Annotated in this window: 15 protein-coding genes; 11 read left to right on the top strand and 4 right to left on the bottom strand. The window is 43.3% G+C overall.

What is annotated here, in order from left to right; genetic code table 11:
* Positions 1–287: 287 nt before the first annotated feature.
* The 5 genes from ACN6MV_RS24315 to ACN6MV_RS24295 are packed head-to-tail and all read left to right on the top strand — an operon-like array spanning position 288 to position 5,993.
* Entirely contained in the window at positions 288–1,304 is a 1,017-nt protein-coding gene (locus ACN6MV_RS24315; RefSeq protein WP_419885035.1) for an ABC transporter ATP-binding protein, read from the top strand.
* Positions 1,291–2,226: an ABC transporter ATP-binding protein gene (locus ACN6MV_RS24310; protein ID WP_042130458.1), complete on the top strand. Its 936-nt coding sequence runs from the start codon at positions 1,291–1,293 to the stop codon at positions 2,224–2,226. Before ACN6MV_RS24315 ends, ACN6MV_RS24310 begins: the two co-directional genes overlap by 14 nt.
* A gap of 4 nt (positions 2,227–2,230) precedes the next feature.
* Positions 2,231–3,193 (top strand): oligopeptide ABC transporter permease, encoded by a 963-nt coding sequence (opp4B, locus tag ACN6MV_RS24305; protein ID WP_042130456.1) that lies wholly within the window; start codon positions 2,231–2,233, stop codon positions 3,191–3,193.
* Between the two features lie 27 nt (positions 3,194–3,220).
* Positions 3,221–4,126 (top strand): ABC transporter permease, encoded by a 906-nt coding sequence (locus ACN6MV_RS24300; protein ID WP_419885034.1) that lies wholly within the window; start codon positions 3,221–3,223, stop codon positions 4,124–4,126.
* 19 nt (positions 4,127–4,145) lie between these two features.
* Entirely contained in the window at positions 4,146–5,993 is a 1,848-nt protein-coding gene (locus tag ACN6MV_RS24295; RefSeq protein ID WP_042130453.1) for an oligopeptide ABC transporter substrate-binding protein, read from the top strand.
* 349 nt (positions 5,994–6,342) lie between these two features.
* Here ACN6MV_RS24295 and mnmA read toward each other — a convergent pair whose 3' ends face one another.
* Complete coding sequence (mnmA, locus tag ACN6MV_RS24290) at positions 6,343–7,464, bottom strand: tRNA 2-thiouridine(34) synthase MnmA (RefSeq protein ID WP_042130452.1); 1,122 nt, start codon at positions 7,462–7,464, stop codon at positions 6,343–6,345.
* Positions 7,465–7,756: 292 nt separating this feature from the next.
* Here mnmA and cymR point away from each other — a divergent pair, with 292 nt between their 5' ends.
* On the top strand, positions 7,757–8,176 hold the full coding sequence (cymR, locus tag ACN6MV_RS24285; protein ID WP_042130450.1) for a cysteine metabolism transcriptional regulator CymR: 420 nt from the start codon (positions 7,757–7,759) through the stop codon (positions 8,174–8,176).
* Between the two features lie 195 nt (positions 8,177–8,371).
* On the opposite strand, the gene ACN6MV_RS24280 is transcribed toward cymR, so the two are convergent.
* Both ACN6MV_RS24280 and ACN6MV_RS24275 read right to left on the bottom strand, forming a co-directional pair.
* Positions 8,372–9,508 carry a sialidase family protein gene (locus ACN6MV_RS24280; protein ID WP_231573899.1) on the bottom strand — a complete coding sequence of 379 codons (1,137 nt, stop codon included), beginning with the start codon at positions 9,506–9,508 and terminating at the stop codon, positions 8,372–8,374.
* 114 nt (positions 9,509–9,622) lie between these two features.
* On the bottom strand, positions 9,623–9,988 hold the full coding sequence (locus tag ACN6MV_RS24275) for a hypothetical protein (protein ID WP_042130447.1): 366 nt from the start codon (positions 9,986–9,988) through the stop codon (positions 9,623–9,625).
* Positions 9,989–10,252: 264 nt separating this feature from the next.
* On the opposite strand from ACN6MV_RS24275, the gene ACN6MV_RS24270 reads away from it, so the two are divergent.
* The 3 genes from ACN6MV_RS24270 to ACN6MV_RS24260 all read left to right on the top strand — a co-directional run bounded on the left by ACN6MV_RS24270 (position 10,253) and on the right by ACN6MV_RS24260 (position 13,120).
* Entirely contained in the window at positions 10,253–10,627 is a 375-nt protein-coding gene (locus tag ACN6MV_RS24270; protein WP_042130445.1) for a hypothetical protein, read from the top strand.
* A 160-nt stretch (positions 10,628–10,787) separates the two neighbouring features.
* A complete protein-coding gene (locus ACN6MV_RS24265; RefSeq protein ID WP_042130442.1) occupies positions 10,788–11,996 on the top strand; it encodes a glycosyltransferase family 2 protein in 1,209 nt (402 codons plus the stop codon).
* 26 nt (positions 11,997–12,022) lie between these two features.
* Positions 12,023–13,120 carry a glycosyltransferase family 4 protein gene (locus ACN6MV_RS24260; RefSeq protein ID WP_419885033.1) on the top strand — a complete coding sequence of 366 codons (1,098 nt, stop codon included), beginning with the start codon at positions 12,023–12,025 and terminating at the stop codon, positions 13,118–13,120.
* Positions 13,121–13,369: 249 nt separating this feature from the next.
* On the opposite strand, the gene ACN6MV_RS24255 is transcribed toward ACN6MV_RS24260, so the two are convergent.
* Complete coding sequence (locus tag ACN6MV_RS24255; protein ID WP_419885032.1) at positions 13,370–14,038, bottom strand: SOS response-associated peptidase; 669 nt, start codon at positions 14,036–14,038, stop codon at positions 13,370–13,372.
* Positions 14,039–14,162: 124 nt separating this feature from the next.
* Between ACN6MV_RS24255 and ACN6MV_RS24250 the strand changes: the two genes are divergently transcribed.
* Together ACN6MV_RS24250 and ACN6MV_RS24245 are read left to right on the top strand one after the other, a co-directional pair.
* Positions 14,163–14,612 carry a DUF523 domain-containing protein gene (locus ACN6MV_RS24250; protein ID WP_076117383.1) on the top strand — a complete coding sequence of 150 codons (450 nt, stop codon included), beginning with the start codon at positions 14,163–14,165 and terminating at the stop codon, positions 14,610–14,612.
* Between the two features lie 229 nt (positions 14,613–14,841).
* Positions 14,842–15,987 (top strand): cysteine desulfurase family protein, encoded by a 1,146-nt coding sequence (locus ACN6MV_RS24245; RefSeq protein WP_375103745.1) that lies wholly within the window; start codon positions 14,842–14,844, stop codon positions 15,985–15,987.
* Positions 15,988–15,997: the final 10 nt, after the last annotated feature.

Here is a 15,997-nt window from a genome sequence, read left to right as displayed (position 1 = left end):
CCTAGAGCCGTTTTTTTGTTTTCTACGTTACATTTAATCACATGAAATAAAATTTTTTTATAGGAAAAGATTGATAATTTACCATAAGTTAATTAAAATGAACTACAAAGTTACGGGAAATCATTTTTTTTAATCCGATTGAAATACTTATAGTATCGTTAATGGTGTTAATAATGATGACAGTATGTGTTTTGTTATGTTTCATGAAAATAAATACTGTTTATATCAAAATTTACATAATATTTCATTGTATGGATTTTGAAACTCTTGCCGTTAGGGGGATTAATTTGAGCGAAGAATTATTAGAAATCAAAAATTTATCGACATCGTTCAGGATCGCAGATGATTATTATGCCGCAGTAGATGATGTTACCCTATCTGTTCGCAAAAATGAGATTCTTGCTATTGTTGGAGAGTCCGGTTCAGGAAAAAGTGCGCTTGCCTTTTCGATAATGGGATTGCACACAAGGGCAAAAATAGACGGACAAATCAAATACAAGGGTCAGGACATCGTTACTATGACTCCTGCTGCACTCAACAAGCTGCGTGGCCAAGAAATGTCTATGATTTTTCAGGACCCTTTATCCGCTTTAAATCCGCTTATGATTATCGGTTCACAGATTGAAGAAGTACTCATCCTACATGATTCCAAGCTTTCGAAGAAGCAAAGAAAAGAGAAGGTCATTGATCTCCTGACCAAGGTTGGAATCTCCCGTCCCGAGCATACATATCAGCAATACCCCCACGAATTATCTGGTGGAATGAGGCAGAGGGTTGTAATTGCTATAGCGATTGCTAATGGTCCTAAGCTTTTGATCGCCGATGAGCCGACTACTGCACTAGATGTAACCATCCAATTGCAAATCCTTGAACTTATAAAAAAATTAAAAACCGATATGCAAGCAGGCATTATCTTAATTACTCATGATCTAGGGGTTGTGAGTGAAATGGCTGATCGAGTTGCGGTGATGTACGCCGGACAAATCGTAGAGATCGCAGATATTTATACGCTGACCTCTAATCCGAAGCATCCGTATACAAGATCCTTGTTGAACTCCATTCCAACCGTTAAAGAAGAGAAATCTAGACTTCATGTGATTCAGGGGATTGTCCCGCCATTACAGAATCTTCCGCGTAAAGGATGCCGTTTCTCGGCCCGGACACCCTGGATTCCGGAATGGGAGCACGAGGAGAATCCGCAGCTGCATGAAGTAGCCCCCGGGCATTTTGTTCGCTGCACCTGCCATAATAACTTTCATTTCCCTGATACTAACGAGGAGGCAAGCCACAATGGGACTTCTTGAGGTTAAAAATTTAGCGGTTCATTTTCCGATCCACGGCGGCGTTTTTCGAAGGGAAGTTGGCGTAGTTAAGGCTGTCGATAATGTTAATTTTACCATTGAGGCAGGGCAAACCTATGGTCTCGTCGGTGAATCCGGATCAGGTAAGACAACTACTGGTCGTGCAATCATTGGACTTAATTCTATTACTAGCGGTAGCGTGATTTTTGAAGGGCAAGATTTAGCCTTGAAGGGTGTGCGTAAGCAAAGAAATGTCCGCAAAGACATTCAGATGATCTTTCAGGATCCGTACTCTTCTTTAAATCCTAAGAAACGCGTGCTGGATATTATTGCTGAACCGTTGCGTAATTTCGAAAAAATGTCTCCGGGGGAAGAAAAGCGTCGAGTACAGGAGTTGCTTTTACAGGTAGGTTTAAGCCCTGAGAACATCCTGAAATATCCGCATGAATTCTCAGGCGGTCAGCGGCAGCGGATCGGAATTGCCAGAGCGATTGCCCTCAAGCCCAAACTTATTATTGCTGACGAGCCGGTATCTGCGCTAGATGTCTCCGTACAGGCACAAGTGCTGAATTTCATGCAGGACATTCAAAAAGAACTGAATCTTACTTTTCTATTTATCAGTCATGATCTCGGGATCATCAGACATATGTGCGATCACATTGGGATTATGTATAAAGGACGACATGTGGAGCAAGGGACCGCTAAAGATATTTTTGACAATCCTCAGCATATTTATACCAAACGTCTCATTGCTGCCATTCCTGATATTGATCCGAAGCAGAGAGAAAAGCAGACGGAGTTTAGAAAATCAGTAAGTATGGAATATGAACAAGCGCACCGGAATTATTTTGATGAAGAAGGCATGGCTTATCCATTAAAATCAATTTCCGAGACTCATCTGGTAGCCTTGCCTGAGAAAGGTTGAGAATATGTGGAAGATTATCGTTCGTAGAATTCTTATAATGATCCCTCAAGTATTTCTATTAAGTATTCTTGTTTTTCTTATGGCGAAGGCAATGCCTGGCGACGCACTCTCAGGAATGCTCGATCCGAATATTGATCCTGCGGCCATTGATGCAATGCGAGAGAAGCTTGGCCTAAATGATCCATGGTACATCCAGTACTGGGATTGGATCACTAAAGCAATACAAGGAGACTTTGGTCAATCCTTCCGTTTCAAGATGCCTGTATCAGAGCTTATCGGTCAACGCCTCATGAATACACTTTGGCTGGCCATTGTCACGCTAATCCTTACATACCTTATTGCTATTCCACTTGGTATTACTAGTGGTCGTTATAACGATTCATGGCTGGATCGCCTCATTACTGGATACACCTATATTGGCTTTGCCGCACCATTGTTTATTTTCGCTCTCTTAATGGTATGGCTCTTCGGATTTCATCTTCATTGGTTTCCTACTAGTGGCAGTGTTAGTCCCGGAGAAGTTCCGGGTACGCTAAGCCACTTCTGGAGTAAGTTATACCATTTGCTACTCCCTGCTTTATCAATGGCGCTAATTGCAACGGTAGGAACGGTACAATATTTGCGAAATGAAATCATTGATACGAAACAAAAGGATTTCATTCTCACGGCAAGAGCCAAAGGCGCTTCAGAGTCTCGTGTATATAATCGCCATATATTACGTAATTCCTTACTGCCGATCGCTGCATTTTTCGGATATGAGATTACTGGGCTCATTGGTGGTACGGTGTTCGTTGAAAGTATCTTCAGCTATCCGGGTATGGGTATGCTGTTTCTCAGCTCGATAACGATCCGGGATTTCAGCGTAGTAACGGCCCTAGTTCTTTTGTATGGGGTTGCTGCCATCGTCGGTGCGTTGTTATCAGACATTATCTTAAGTATCGTAGATCCTCGTATCCGGATTAAATAAGAAGATGAACACTTTGAGGTGAATGAAATGGCAAAGACAAGCGCAGAGATAGCTCTGCTGCAGGAAACAGATAAAAGTCCATCAGGCTTCAGAATTGTTTGGCGGGAATTGGTGCGTGATAAGTTGGCACTGATCTCACTGATTTTCCTATTTACGATTATCGCTGCTGTGTATGGGATTTCCTTATTTTTAGATCAAAAAGAAATTGTTACGGTTGACTTGTTCGCCCTGTATGAGAAGCCTTCGGCTGTGCATTGGCTGGGGACCGACTATGGAGGACGGGATGTATTCGGTCAATTAATTATTGGTACAAGAAACTCTATGTCTATTGCTTTTATGGTTACATTTTTTACTGGCGTTATTGGGATTCTAGTCGGGTTAGTCTCAGGTTATTTTGGTGGAACGGTAGATAATGTAGCGATGCGTGTTGTAGATTTCTTCATGATTTTACCTTTTATAATGATTGTTATAGCTTTTGTGAGTGCAGTTCCTAAATACAATACGTTAACCTTCTCCTTTATCATGACTGCCTTTCTATGGATGGGGATTGCCAGGTTAATTCGTTCCAAGACGTTACAAGAGAAGGAACTGGATTACGTTCAGGCATCTAAGACCCTAGGTTCCTCCAATCTAAAAATAATGTTCACACAAGTGCTGCCGAACTTAAGCTCCATCATTATCGTCACGATGACTTTAAATTTGGCAGCTAATATTGGATTGGAATCAGGCCTATCCTTTCTAGGTTTTGGTTTTCCAGAAAGTACACCCAGTTTGGGTACTCTTGTAAGCTATGCGAGAAATCCGCAAACGCTTGAGTTCAGATGGTGGATCTGGTTACCCGCATCACTGCTGATCTTGGTACTGATGTTGAGTATAAATAATGTGGGTCAAGCGCTCAAACGTGCGACCGACGCAAGACAAAGAAAAGGATGATAAGGGAGGAAATGATTAAATGAGAAAAGCCATTCGTTCAAAAGCTTTACTAGTTTCATTAATGTTAGTAATGTTGTTCGCTCTTGCGGCTTGCGGCTCCAAGAACAACAACGGAGCGGCTGAGTCAACAGCAGCACCAAGTGCCAGTGCTCCTGCGGAAACCGCAGAAGCGACGGCAGCTCCTGAAGCAGAAGACGGACTTTATAACATTAAAGATTTCAGTAACATTAAGACTAATCAAGGTGAAGCTATTGATGGCGGGACAATTACGTTTGGACTCGTTTCCGACAGTCCGTTTGAAGGTACCTTGAACTTGAACTTCTATTCTGGAGCTCCAGATGCTGAAGTGCTGAATTGGTTCGATGAAGGTTTGTTAACTTGGGACAAAGACTATGTGTACACGAATGATGGTGCAGCAACTTATGAAGTAGCAGAAGATGGACGGACCTTTACCTTTACGATTCGCGATAATGTGAACTGGCAGGATGGAAAGCCGGTGACAGCAGAAGATTGGCTGTTCGCGCATGAGGTTATTGGTAATCCGAAATATGATGGTCCACGTTACGGCTCTGACTTTACGAATATTGAAGGTATGGAAGAATACCACTCCGGAAAAGCAAAGACCATTTCTGGTATTAAAGTTCTGGGTGAGAAGAAGCTGCAAATTACTTATCTTAAATCTTCCCCTTCCCTGTTAACAGGTGGCATATGGATTTATCCATTAGCTAAACATATCTTTGGTGGTATGGATGTTGCCAAAATCTCCTCATCCCCTGAAGTTCGTCAAAAGCCAATTGGCTTCGGAGCTTTTAAAGTGGAAAGTATCGTTCCTGGTGAGTCTGTAGTATTCGTTAAGAATGAAGATTACTGGCGCGGCGCACCTAAACTGGATAAAGTAATTTTGAAGGTAATCAACCCTACGACTGTTGTGCAAGAACTGAAGTCTGGTGGAGTTGACTTGGTGGATGCCTTCCCTATTGATCAATTCCCGGATAATGCAAAGATGTCCAATGTTGAGTATCTCGGTGCTGTTGACCGTGCATATACGTATATTGGATTTAAGCTTGGTAAATGGGATGCGGAGAAAAAAGTCGTTGCTACCGATCCTAAAGCTAAAATGGCGGATGTGAACCTGCGTAAAGCCATGTGGGCTGCTGTAGACAATGATACAGTGGGTAAGAAGTTCTATAGTGGTCTTCGCTGGAATGCGACAACTTTAATTCCACCTTCTCATCCGGAATTCCATGATGCTTCTAATCCAGGTGTACCTTATGATCCAGAAGCTGCTAAGAAGATCTTGGATGATGCTGGTTACAAACTTAACGGTGAATTTAGAACGAATCCGGATGGTAGTGAGCTGAAAATTAATTTCATCTCGATGACAGGATCGGACATCGCAGAACCATTAGCTCAATATTATGTACAATCCTGGAAAGCGATTGGTCTGAATGTGAATTTGGAGATGGTAGAATTTAATACGTTCTATGACCGTGTTGGACAAAATGGTGAGGATGATCCTACCGTTGATGTGTACCAAGGTGCTTGGACTGTAGGAATTGATGTTGACCCAACAGGTCTTTATGGTAAAGACGCGATCTTTAACTTCCCGCGTTACTCGAGTGCAGAGAATGATCGGTTGCTCGCTGAAGGAGTCTCCGAGGATGCATTCGATGTAAATAAACGTAAAGAGATCTATAAAGAATGGCAGCAGTTCATGGTTAACGAGATTCCTGTATTCCCTACGCTTTATCGTGCGGCCCTAGTTCCGGTCAACAACCGTATACTGAATTATGGAATTGGTGATGGAACTGGACTTTACTATAATGACATTGCAGTTTCTGCGGATAAAGCTGTAGTAGCTCAGTAAGTAGGAATAGCAGGAATTAAATTAATACTATTAGTAATAAAAGAACAGCAGTTCAGATAGCGATATCTGAACTGCTGTTCTTTTTGTTTCTATTTGAATCGCTGGCTCCATAGTCATTTAGTTGTATTTCATACAACTAAAACCTCATTTTAGCGCTGATGATGTAGTATAACTGCAGTTCATACATCTATTTTTGGAATGTGAAGACAGAAAAGGGAGATTGGGAGAATTTAGATGTACATCATACAACTAAGTCAAAAAGAAATTCTAAAAACAAGAAATAGCTGTATTAAATACAGCTATTTCATAGGTTTATTCTAGGGTTTATGTTGTAAGTTATAGACTTCACTTAAGCTTGCGCTGAAGGAACGACCTTTTCTGCATATTCGATCGTGCCGCCGCCGAGACATTGCTCACCGAGATAGAAGACAACGGCTTGGCCTGGCGTAATCGCTTTTTGCGGAACATCAAAGTCTACGTTTATCGTTCCGTCTTTCCGTGCGGTGAGCGTTACACCTTGATCAGGCTGGCGATACCGGAATTTAGCAGTGCATTTTAGCGGCTCAGGACCTAGCTCATGCCCGTTAATCCAGTTTACACCGGAGGCAATTAGACTAGTGGAGTACAGGCTGTGGTGCTTGTCTCCTTGAACTACATAAAGAATGTTGCGGCTAAGGTCTTTTTCGGCTACAAACCAAGGTTCGCCGTTACCGGATCCGCCAATGCCAAGGCCTTGACGCTGACCCAATGTATAGTACATAAGACCATCATGGCGGCCTTTGATTTCCCCAGTGGCTATATCTACCATGTCACCAGATTGTGCAGGCAGATACTGGCTGAGGAATTCACGGAAGTTACGCTCACCGATAAAGCAGACGCCTGTACTGTCTTTTTTCTTGGCAGTATAGAGTCCGGCTTCTTCGGCAATTCTCCGAACTTCCGGTTTCGGAAGATGACCAATCGGGAACATTGCTTTAGAGAGCTGATATTGGCCCAGCGCGTTCAAGAAATAGGTCTGGTCTTTATTGTTGTCTACACCGCGGAGCAGCTTGTACACACCATCTTCTTCTATAACGCGTGCATAATGTCCAGTCGCTACATAATCGGCGCCAAGCTGAAGGGCTTTGTTCAGGAACTCCCCGAATTTGATCTCTCGGTTGCACATGACGTCTGGATTAGGCGTCCGGCCGGCCTTATATTCATCGAGAAAATATGAAAATACTTTGTCGAAGTATTCCTTCTCGAAATTAACGGTATAGTAAGGAATATCAATCTGCTCGCATACGCGGCGAACATCCTCTGCATCGCTTTCGGCTGTACATACTCCGAATTCGTCGGTATCGTCCCAATTCTTCATGAAGATGCCGATGACGTCATAGCCCTGCTGCTTGAGCAGAAGCGCCGTGACGGAGGAATCGACCCCTCCGGACATGCCGACGACGACACGGGTGTCTTGTTTTGCTTTTGTCATCGTAATCACCATTTCTGTACCCAAAATACCGGTTATTCATGGAACACCCGGCTCAAAAAGTATTATAACATACCTGTCTACTGTAAACCCTAAAATAAGAGGCTGAAAATAGAAAAATGTCCACCAGGGGTGAACATTTTTGCAAAATGTTTCGTTTGCCATTTCATTTGTGACTTCGAATATGATAACATAAACTAAGAGTAATCATCGGAATACCTTGATATGACAATCGCATGACTTACCAAATCAATAGTATACAATAACTAGAAACTAAACCGAAAGAGGTGCCCCTTTGAAAATATCAACCAAAGGACGTTACGGACTAACAATTATGATGGAGCTTGCACTGAAATTTGGTGAAGGACCGACCTCACTTAAGAGTATCGCTGAGAAAAATGGACTTTCTGAGCATTATCTGGAGCAACTAATCGCTCCTCTGCGTAACGCAGGACTTGTAAAAAGCATTCGTGGTGCATACGGTGGATACATTTTATCACGTGAGGCCAGTGCTATTACAGCAGGAGACATCATTCGTGTGTTGGAGGGTCCAATTTCTCCGGTAGATTTCACTGAAGAAGATGATGCGGCAAAACGTGATTTATGGTTGCGTATTCGCGACAGCATTGCAGACGTACTGGATTCCACAACGCTTCATGACTTGATTAATTTTAAAGAAGAGAGCTTAGCAGACAATTATATGTTCTATATCTAGTTACTGTATGTAGAACAAAAACTTAAAATCTTGGTTTATCAAAGTCTAAGCCCCCTTTTGGGGGCTTTTTAAATGAAAAAATTACTTGAAAAATCACAAATAAAGGATGCCCCATATTGGTTGGGCATCCTTTATTGTAGGTGGATGTACTAATTTAACACTCTTCTAATTAATCATCACAGGTTTATTCATAGCTTATTGATTATCACCGAACCAGATGTTCTCTGTACCAGTCCGCGTGTCCGTCCATACACTCACTAGACGGCCTGTTTGGGGGACGATGGCATTGCCGATGTAGTCCCCAATTAGGGGAATGCCGGTGACGTCAAAGGAAGTTGTCGTTATACGGGTGTTTATAAACGTCATACCGCCATCTCTAGATGTAGCTAGATAAACATCAAGGTTGAGAGGATTAACTCGATTCGTGTAATAGTTAACGAATATTGCACCATCCGCTGGGGACACGGTGATGGCTGGGAAAAAGTTTTGGGAGCCTACTGGACTACCCGTAATGGATATGGGTGCACCCCAATCCACACCGAAATTAGTGGAAGTAGCAATAAATATATCGGAATAGCCTTCTCGAAAATCTTGCCACACAGCATAGACATTCCCTCGCGTCGTCGGTGCATTAGAAATATCTGCTGCGAGGGAAGGGTATGTCAAGCATCTAAATGTATATCCCGGCAATGGATCTGGTGGGACTACAACGCTGGCGACCCTGGTTTCAGGGGTGAAGGTGACCCCGCCGTCTGGAGATGTGGTAATTTTAAGATCGGTATTACCAGGAGGCTGATTGATCCATCCCACAACAACAATCCCATTTAATGTAATGGCTATACCGGGGAATTCTTCAAATTCTTCGATCGAAGACAGCAGGCTGGGACTGGAATAGGTATTACCGCTATCTAGGGAACGATTGAAGAATATCGTATTTCCTGGTATGAATTGCGTGTTGTAATCATGCGTATAACCAGTATATACATTGCCAAAAAAGGGACTTGATCCAGCCTTGTCGGTGACAACGACCACCTGGTCATCATTCACAAACTGTCCAAACCCTTGATTTACGATGACTGGCGGTCCGAATGAAGATGCGTTGTCGACAGATGTATAGGAAACGATCGAGCCGCTGAGACCGTCAGAATCGAAGGCATGAGCCAATACTACGAACGTGGTCGGAAAAATATAATCAATATGTGGTGCTTCGATGCCTGCAAACCCTGTGGGTAACGGTAATAACGTTGTTGTCCAAGTGGCACCTGCGTCAATAGATTTGTACAAACCTATATTGGGAGGGCCTGTTCGAAGATCTACAGCCACGGCGACCATGACCGAAGGATTAAGCCAATTTACCGCGATGGTGGGCTCGAATTGAGTGCTTGTGCTCGGCGAAAGTTGAATATTAACCATACAAAGCTCCTTTCGTCATAGAGTTTTCGGCACTTACGGGTTCAGCTGAGCTATGAAAGTAAGTTCGGATTGCAGCACTCTTTGATGAGGGATGACGTTTCCTGACGAATCCGTTCCGAATACTGTAATAATCGTGTCTGCCGGTGCGTTTCCAGTTACGAGAAATTGTACTTCATATGCTGAATTGCCTGCGATATTAAAACCGAGAAACTGGCTGGTGTTAGCATTAATATTCAATGAGCTGGAGTAGACTAAAGCCTTACTAACAAGAGTATTCCATACGTAAATGTGATAGACCACGTTAGAAGAAAAACTAAGGTTGTCATTGTCGATGTTGATGATCACGTTGGTTGCTGGGATAGTACCTGTGTTCGTAATTATACCTGTTGTGCTTGCCATGAGCTTCACCCTCTTATATTAGTTTGCTATATATATATGAATTGAGGTGCATTGTGCTTGGACAAGGGCATCAGAAAAATTGCGGAAATTGGAGATATGATAAGTAGTATTGAAGGGGAAAATCTCTTTTATGATAAATGAATAAAAAGAACTGTGTGCCTGTCTATTTGGCGATTATTCCATGAATCTCCCCGACCTCCTGTCTCACAACTTCCAAATGACTCCTGAGTATATTGATAGAAAATGAGGGAAGGAGTGATGGAAATGCCTTTTACTACCGGTCTTATTACCAACACAAGAGCAACTGGAACAGCGGCGAGTAATGTAGCTGTTAGTGTTCGTAATACTAGTAATGCAAACGCAATGGTGATCGTCGAAATCTTCGGGGTTCCGTATTCAACGCTTGCACTTACTCCGCTTTATGTCACAGGTTATTATGTTCCTGCGATGAGTTCTGATATCAGAGAGTTCTTCATTGCTGGGAATGTCGCTTACGAGGTTCAGATAAGTACCTCTTTTCCATTAGCAAATGTAGTATGTTCCACGTACGGATTGGACGAGTTTGGAAATCTTGTTACCGATCAGAGAGTGCTTCAATCTGAATTAACGGAGATTTCGGCACTTTCTATACCTGTATAACAAGTTTTTTTTGGGGGAAAGCAAGAAGCAATCACCGATACAAACAGGGTGGTTGCTTCTTTTTTAGGCGCAATAAATCTCATAAAGGCATTCGCACAGGCACTAATGTGGAATTTAAATATACTAATCTTATACTCCAATGTAGAGAGAGGTAAAAATCATGGTGGATGTAGGGGTAGTTATGCCTTTGTATACCCAAAAGCCGGAATTTCTCCGGCAAGCTCTGGAGTCTGTTCTGCGCCAAACCTTCACCGAATTCCGACTGATCATTGTGATTGATGGAGCGCCAGAAATGGAACCGCTTGTGCAGTCCATCATAGCGGAGGATCCAAGGGTAGCTGTTATCTCTTATGTGCCGAATAGGGGGATCGCACATGCGCTGAATACGGGCTTTGATCTTTTGTTTAACGAACCCAATATTCAGTATTTGAGCTGGGTCTCCAGTGATAATGTTTATGAACCCCGCTTCCTCGAGATCCTTCGAGGTGCACTAGTGAAGGGGCCGCAGGAGCTAGGGATCGTGTACAGTTCTTTTCAAAGTATAGATAACGAGGGAAACCAACTTCATAACGAACACCAACTGGCTACTCAGCGAAATTATCAGTCACAGCCCAAAGAGAGATTGCTGGATTATTCGCTAATAGGCGTTTCTTTCATGTACAAATCGCAGGTTGCAAAGCTTGTTGGAGGGTACGGAATGGAGCCTGTGGAGGATTATGATTACTGGCTGAGACTGGCTGAACATTGTGATATTCGCTTTATACCCGTGGAGCTTGTAAATTATCGTGTGGATTCAACCTTTAGTGTATCCGCACAGTTACATTCCATTGAAAATCATCGCAGATGGAGATATACGTATCATTTAACTCGCCATCAGGCGCGATTCCGCAGAGGGATTCCTCCTATGATTACCGTTTTATTTCCTGTAGTAAATGCTAGTGCGGAGGAAATAGCGAGGATAGAGAATCTGTATGAACAGACGTACAGCAATTATGAGTGTCGGGTGCTGGATTTATCGCCTACGCGTCAACCATCTGTTCTTCTGGGTTCAATCCCTCATCCTGCAACCGAGTTCGTTTGGATGCCAGAAGTTGTGGAGTCGCACGCGATTTGTGGAGCACTTGAGCACATGTCCACTCCCTACACGATAGTTTTAGGTCCCAAAATTTTCATAGGAGCACTCGATATTGAATACATGCTGGAGGCTTTGATTACTACCGGTGGGGAAGCGATCTCCAATTATTATACGGATGATCACAGCTTGATTGGATTTCGGCACAGACATGTCCCATCGACCAAAACTCACTACTATAACGAGCTGTTTCGAAGCACAGATTTGTATGATTTGTTGAAGATCTATTTTTCCTAAAAATAATATGCGAATGAGTGATCGTAATGAAAGTTTTGTTCACCTTTTACAACCCGAGTGGAGGTATGCAAACCCTGAATCGAGTGCGCTGCCAAGCGTTGCGTGATCGCGGTGTAGAGTGCCATTTGCTGTACACGCACCCTGGAAAAGGACAGCAAAATATCCCGAACATTCAAACCTATATTACGAATAGTGATGACGAGATCAGGGAATTGCTCACTCGGGAAGCCTTTGATTTGATTGTAGTGTGTACGGATATTTACTTAGCAGAGAGGTTCAGAGGGTTTGGTTACAAGGGACCGCTTGTTTTTGAGGTGCAAGGATTAGGAACTTTAGATGAAGCGGAGCAGGTCATTAGTAATTTTAATGAACGGATTCACAAGCTAACCGATGCACTGCTCTATCCAGAGACCTCCCATTTGCAGACGATTTTCAAAAGTGGATTTCCCTCTATTCCGCAGTATTGCTTTGATAATCCGATCGATTGCGAAGAATTTGGATATACCAATTATCCAGCGAAAAGCTTTCCCATCCTCGGCTGGGTGGGACGAATTCAAACGAACAAGAACTGGAGAGAATTTCTTCAAATTGGACAGAGGCTGCTGGCGATCCATCCCGAGCTTTATTTATGGATTTTTCAGGACGATACGTTGTTTGATCCGGAGCAAAAAGAGAGCTTTGAACAATTTGTAGCGGAAACCGGAATTTCTTCACGTTTGATCTCGCATTCCAATGTCCCTCATGAGCTAATGGCAGATTATATGAGCATTATTGGTGATTCGGGAGGTCTGCTCTGCTCCACCTCTATTCTTGAGGGATTTGGGTATGCGGTGGCTGAGGCAATGTTGTGTCGTTGTCCTGTCCTTACTACGGATTCAGATGGCATTCGGAGACTTGTTATTAATAATCACACTGGAAAAATATATACGAGAGGGCAACTGGATGAAGCTGTGAATGCGGCGCTATCCTTAATGCATGATCCAGCGCTTCGGACCAGCATTAGGATGAATGGAGAATGGCATATCCGAAAAAACCTTTCTTCCGAGCTGTACGCCGATAGATTTCTAAAGATGTCTCATCAATTGATGAGACGCCGGTCAAAGATCGAGCGTCGATGGTCTTAACTTTGCGGTTAACCCGCAGAGTTAAGACGGTTTTTCATGGATTAAAAGTGAGGTCAGAACCAGTGCTAATAAGAGGGTCAGAGCCATACCTATCATCTGAATAATATTGTTATAAGGATCAGGTAGAGTGACATAAGAGAAGATGACATCCTTTAATATAAAAAATATAATTTTGAATAAACTCAGAAACACTAATATCGCTACGATCCACTTTTTTAAGTGTGCTTTATAGATAAGCCTCCCTCCTTTCTATGCCTCTTTAATTAATTCTTTTGTATCATTCCGAACATTTCCCACAGCTGTGGAAACTGGGTAGGCTCTCATTTGGTTTTGATCATAAGGCTTCAGGAGCTTTATTAGAGAGGTTGTGTCCTGATTGCCCCGATCCAGCCATTCTGTCTCATCCTCAGGCTTCAAAATAACCGGCATGCGGTTGTGGATTTCAGCCATTAGATCGTTCGGTGTAGTCGTTATAATCGTACAGGTACTTAGTTTATTCCCTTCCGGGTCCATCCAAATATCATACAATCCGGCCATGGAGAAAATACCCCCATCACGCATCACAATCCGCATGGGTTGTTTACTGCTGCCTTGCGCCTTCCATTCGTAGAAGCCGTCAGACGGGATGATGCAGCGACGTGAGCTTACTAAGCGCTTGAAAGAAGGTTTTTCCAGCAGAGATTCTGCCCGGGCATTAATCATTTTACTGCCGATTTTGTCATCCTTGGCCCATGAAGGAACCAGACCCCAGCGTAGCTCCCCTAACTTGTTGCTGGAGCCTGTATTAATGACTGCTGGAATTTGCTGCATGGGCGCAGCGTTATATTTAGGGGCATAGTGGACAATGGTTGAATCATTCGCAAAATATCTGACCATCAGTTCTTCCATGGTAACGGTTATTGTGTAACGTCCGCACATGATTTACACTCCCCTTCAGTAGATTAGAAGTTCGCTCAGTTTACAGCTCAAATTCAGCATGTTATGCTCGAAATATTTCTTATTATAAACGATGCGGAATGAATGAAGAAAGAGGTGCTCATTGGTGATTCTGGTAAGCTCTTGTCTAGCTGGTATGAAGGTAAGATATAATGGAACGGATTGTTTGGACGAGATGATCCAGAAGCTTTTGAATGAGGATAAAGCCATTGCGGTGTGTCCGGAGTTACTAGGAGGATTCTCTACGCCTAGGGAGCCAGCCGAAATCATTGGTGGAAATGGCGAGGATGTGCTGGCAGGGATAGCTAAAGTAGTGGATCGTTCAGGTACAGATGTTACAGATATGTATTTAAAGGGTGCTTATATCACGCTTGCAAAAGCTCAAGAGGTCTCAGCTACGATGGTGGTGCTCAAAGAAAACAGTCCTTCTTGCGGCAGCACTATGATTTATAACGGAGAATTCAAGGGGAAGAAAATTGCAGGAAATGGCGTTACTACAGCTTTACTTAGAAAAAATGGCATTGAGGTAACCTCTGAAGAGAACTGGTTATTATAATCCTAGCTTTCATAGGGAAATGATTACAATATTGTGTTCTTTCGCTTGTGGAAAACTCACTTCTCGCGCGGTATAATTTAATAGTTCCAAGTATAAACGCCTTCGGCGTCCTTCTTAGGACGGTTAGCGTTTAAACGAGAAATATAAGGATAATGTATAACGTGAAACTTATACCTACTTATATTTTAGATTAACTAGTTTCCTATACTCTAGAAGCGGAGAAATGATTATGAAATCCATCTATTTGGACCACGCCGCATCAACCCCGGTTCATCCCGAGGTGGCTAAGGTCATGTTGAATATAATGACAGAACAATACGGAAATGCGTCTAGTGTACATCAGTTCGGACGTTCAGCTAAAAGAATATTGAATGGGGCGCGCGATTCGATCGCCGCCTTTTTGGGCTGTTCATCTGAAGAGTGGGTGTTCACTGGAGGCGGCACAGAGAGTGACAATTTAGCGCTCTATGGAGCAGCAGCGGCAGTTTCCCATAAAGGAAAACATATTATCACCACCCAGATCGAACATCATGCAGTGTTACATACCTGCGAAGAGCTAGAGAAGGAAGGTTTCAAAGTAACCTATCTTCCTGTGGATTCGTCGGGCAGGGTATCCGTAGCAGACATAGAGGCAGCATTGCAGGAAGACACGGTGCTGATCAGCGTAATGTATGCCAATAATGAAGTAGGCACCGTTCAACCGATTCAAGAGATTGGTCAGCTCGCTAGAGAACGAGGCATTCTGTTCCATGTTGATGCTGTACAAGCTCTAGGTGCACTGCCAATTAAACTCCGAGAACTTCCCGTAGATTACATGAGCTTCACAGCTCACAAAATCAATGGCCCACAAGGGATAGGGGGTCTTTACGTTCGAAGCGGAGCACCACTACATCCTAGGCTTCATGGAGGCCTTCAGGAGCGTGGCAGACGCGCCGGAACAGAGAATCTAGCAGGAGCCGCTGGATTCGCCAAAGCCGTTGAAATAGCGGTTACGGGTCTCTCAGAACGTCAACAAAATATGAAGCGCCTGCGCAATACACTACTTGAGACACTGGATACTCTGATTGGACGGGAGAGTTACTCGCTTAACGGTAATTCTGAGCATTTTTTACCTAGTATACTGAACTTGAGCTTCCCAGGGGCTGGGACAGATGTTATGCTGATGAACCTGGATATGGAGGGGGTTGCAGCAGCGAGCGGTTCGGCTTGCACGTCAGGATCACTGGAAATATCTCATGTTCTGAAAGCAATGGGACTTCCCCAAAATATTTTAGAGTCCGCGATTCGATTTAGTATCGGTTTGGGTAATACTACTGAAGAAATCGAGTACGTTGCTCAAAAAGTTGAAACCATTTTGAAACGCCTACGTAAATGAGACTAGTTAC

Source organism: Paenibacillus sp. B-A-8, assembly GCF_048572915.1.
GTDB lineage: Bacteria > Bacillota > Bacilli > Paenibacillales > Paenibacillaceae > Paenibacillus_AQ.
The sequence above is the reverse complement of the archived record's forward strand: the minus strand, read 5'-3'. Positions and strand labels throughout refer to the sequence as shown.

What these genes read in the sequence shown, in the direction of transcription:
- ACN6MV_RS24270 (WP_042130445.1), top strand. Translation starts at nt 10,253, where the DNA reads ATGCCTTTTACTACCGGTCTTATTACCAACACAAGAGCAACTGGAACA.
- mnmA (WP_042130452.1), bottom strand. Translation starts at nt 7,464, where the DNA reads ATGACAAAAGCAAAACAAGACACCCGTGTCGTCGTCGGCATGTCCGGA.
- ACN6MV_RS24260 (WP_419885033.1), top strand. Translation starts at nt 12,023, where the DNA reads ATGAAAGTTTTGTTCACCTTTTACAACCCGAGTGGAGGTATGCAAACC.
- ACN6MV_RS24280 (WP_231573899.1), bottom strand. Translation starts at nt 9,508, where the DNA reads ATGGTCGCCGTGGCTGTAGATCTTCGAACAGGCCCTCCCAATATAGGT.
- ACN6MV_RS24265 (WP_042130442.1), top strand. Translation starts at nt 10,788, where the DNA reads ATGGTGGATGTAGGGGTAGTTATGCCTTTGTATACCCAAAAGCCGGAA.
- ACN6MV_RS24255 (WP_419885032.1), bottom strand. Translation starts at nt 14,038, where the DNA reads ATGTGCGGACGTTACACAATAACCGTTACCATGGAAGAACTGATGGTC.
- opp4B (WP_042130456.1), top strand. Translation starts at nt 2,231, where the DNA reads ATGTGGAAGATTATCGTTCGTAGAATTCTTATAATGATCCCTCAAGTA.
- ACN6MV_RS24310 (WP_042130458.1), top strand. Translation starts at nt 1,291, where the DNA reads ATGGGACTTCTTGAGGTTAAAAATTTAGCGGTTCATTTTCCGATCCAC.
- ACN6MV_RS24300 (WP_419885034.1), top strand. Translation starts at nt 3,221, where the DNA reads ATGGCAAAGACAAGCGCAGAGATAGCTCTGCTGCAGGAAACAGATAAA.
- ACN6MV_RS24295 (WP_042130453.1), top strand. Translation starts at nt 4,146, where the DNA reads ATGAGAAAAGCCATTCGTTCAAAAGCTTTACTAGTTTCATTAATGTTA.
- ACN6MV_RS24275 (WP_042130447.1), bottom strand. Translation starts at nt 9,988, where the DNA reads ATGGCAAGCACAACAGGTATAATTACGAACACAGGTACTATCCCAGCA.
- ACN6MV_RS24245 (WP_375103745.1), top strand. Translation starts at nt 14,842, where the DNA reads ATGAAATCCATCTATTTGGACCACGCCGCATCAACCCCGGTTCATCCC.